Below are 2,339 nucleotides of genomic sequence, written 5' to 3'. Positions count from 1 at the left end.
TGACCTGATCGAGGAACACAGTGATCCCGTGCTTCAACTCTTCCCCGGCCGTACCAGGCGGCGATCGACCTGCCACTTTCGCCCGGCAGCGAGCGATCAGCTCGTCTCGATTCGATATTAGGAACTGGTACATCACCGAGCTCACTGTACGCCGACTAATCTCGGTGTGTGGTGTTGGAGGACGTGTCGCCGCCGGGCGGTCGTCCAGTGGGGTTGTGGAAGCGCTTGAAAGTCGTTGGTCGGAAAATTGTTACGGCCAGGTGTTGACTGGACTGGGAAACCGTCACGCAGGTTCGGGTCGTGCGAACCGTTTAACCTTCTTCATTTCTCGGATTTGCCGATAGCGGGTCAGCTTGCCGGGTTTGGAGCTGATGCGGTCGGCCAACTTGGCCGGTGCCAGGCAGACCGGCCACTGGCTTGCTTGGCTCAACGAAACCGAAACAGTCACTGACCCGACGCGAATGAGCGCTTCTGGCCGATGGCGGACGTCGGGGACTACCTGGGCACCGGGACCGGTGCTACCGTCCGCTTCCGACCCAAAGCGGACATCGATTCGTGGAATCCGCAGCAGCGTCAGCTCATCGGGGTTCAAATATGAGGTACGAGTTGCCGTGATCGACACTGCCTTCAAAAGTGCGCTGACACCGCTCGAGCTTGATCTGCTCGATCGCTTTCATTCGCGATACAAACAACTGGGATTCCCTCCGCCTGAGGGAATCCGTGTGAAATTTCGACAAAGTTCGAGTGCAGGCCGCTGTACCTACTTCGAGCATGAAGGTCATGTACAGCGGGTGGATGGCCAGCTCGACCTGGGGCGGTTTAGTCAGTTCGATATGGTTGGGCTGGATGCTGGCGCATCGTTCTGGGTCGAGATAGAGAACAGTAAGGTTCTGTATTTGGAGATCAACGTAAACGGCGAGCAAGAATGGGACTGCTCCGAGCTGCGTTGGATAGTCCTTGATCCCGACACTGGTGAGCTGACCTCTAAGAACGGGATGGAGTGACGGCCGTGCTCGGGAAGCCATATCGGTTTCCGCAGCTGGCCTCAGTGCTACGGGCTATGTTCGCGGAGAAAACGTCCGCTTATGGCCGATAACGGACCCCAGGGCTACCTGAGCGCCAGGACCGGTGGTAACGTCCGCTTCCGACCCAAAGCGGACGCACGACTTGCTAGTGTTGCCCGCGGCTTCGTCAGATGGGACTACACGCGAATGATGCTCCGGTTGGCCTTTGTCGCTTTCATGCTTCTGGGTGTCGTCGCCTGTTCCAAGGGGCCGGGCGCGGCAGATCAAAGCTGGGCACCTGCGGGAGCCTGCAAGTTTGTCGGGAATCGAGCCGACAGGCACTACTGCGCTACCACCGCTATACAAATCCTCGCGAATCCCGAACGTTACGATGGCAAGCTGATTCTTGTCAGTGGCTGGTTGGTAGTTGGCGAGGGCAAGGGATTTCTGTATCTGTCCAGAGAGGCGTTGGACGGGGCCGAGCTTCATGGAGCTCTGGCGCTCCTGCCGTCCGCGAGCCCGAAGGCAACCAACTCAGGTCCGTATCCGGCCCGAATCGCCGGCAGGTTCCACCTCAATCGGACATCGCCCGAGGGTAAGGGCGCGCTTCGAAACGTTCCCTGGAATGCGTTCGGATCGTTGGACGAGGTTGAAGTGTGGTGACACGCGAATGACCGCCTCTGGCCGATAGCGGACATTGGGGGCTATCTGGGCGTCGTGACCGGTGCTAACGTCCGCTTCCGACCCAAAGCGGACATTCAAGGGGCATGGGTAGTCTCGCCATATGTTGAATAGATCCTACGACTACCGGAGGGGGATTGGTGTCGTCGCTGAATCATGCTTGTCTTGGACTTGCTCTGCGATCAGTTTAGCCGGATGCGCGAGCACTCCGCCTCCGCTGATGTCGGAACCTACCGCGGAAGACCTTGGCAATGTTACGTATCACGATGACAACGCGGACGGGTTCGTCGATTTCGAAATGCATGATTTCGGGTGCTGCGATCGCAACTGGGCGCTTGTCGATTCCGATTTCGACGGCACCTTCGATCTGCACGTGCAGTGGGGTTACAGCTTCACCGGGAAGCCGATCGAGCAGCCGGTTCCGCACTTCGTTGCAATCTCGCCCAGGAGCTCCGGCTGGGTGCGATGAGTGTCCGCTCCTGGCCGGTAGCGGACGTTGGGGCAGGGCGGAGGCCAGGACCAGTGCTGAGGCCAGGACCAGTGCTAATGTCCGCTTTCGACTGCGGTTTCAACCGGTCAACGCAACAGATTGTTGAAATCGTTCGGCCGGTGTTTCGTAGCCTAGCGTCTTCCGGGGCCGTCCGTTCAACTCTC

General features: G+C 58.9%; 3 protein-coding genes. All 3 read left to right on the top strand.

Going from position 1 to position 2,339, the window contains the following annotated elements; all coding sequences use genetic code 11:
• The first annotated feature begins 611 nt into the window (after positions 1-611).
• A complete protein-coding gene (locus ACFOPO_RS18400; RefSeq protein ID WP_386705133.1) occupies positions 612-1,004 on the top strand; it encodes a hypothetical protein in 393 nt (130 codons plus the stop codon).
• A 207-nt stretch (positions 1,005-1,211) separates the two neighbouring features.
• Complete coding sequence (locus tag ACFOPO_RS18395) at positions 1,212-1,667, top strand: hypothetical protein (protein WP_386705132.1); 456 nt, start codon at positions 1,212-1,214, stop codon at positions 1,665-1,667.
• A gap of 238 nt (positions 1,668-1,905) precedes the next feature.
• A complete protein-coding gene (locus tag ACFOPO_RS18390) occupies positions 1,906-2,154 on the top strand; it encodes a hypothetical protein (protein WP_386705131.1) in 249 nt (82 codons plus the stop codon).
• Positions 2,155-2,339: the final 185 nt, after the last annotated feature.

This window comes from Lysobacter sp. GCM10012299, assembly GCF_042649405.1.
Classification (GTDB): Bacteria; Pseudomonadota; Gammaproteobacteria; order Xanthomonadales; family Xanthomonadaceae; genus Lysobacter_J.
Note: the sequence above shows the minus strand (reverse complement) of the source record. Positions and strands in the feature narration are given on the sequence as shown.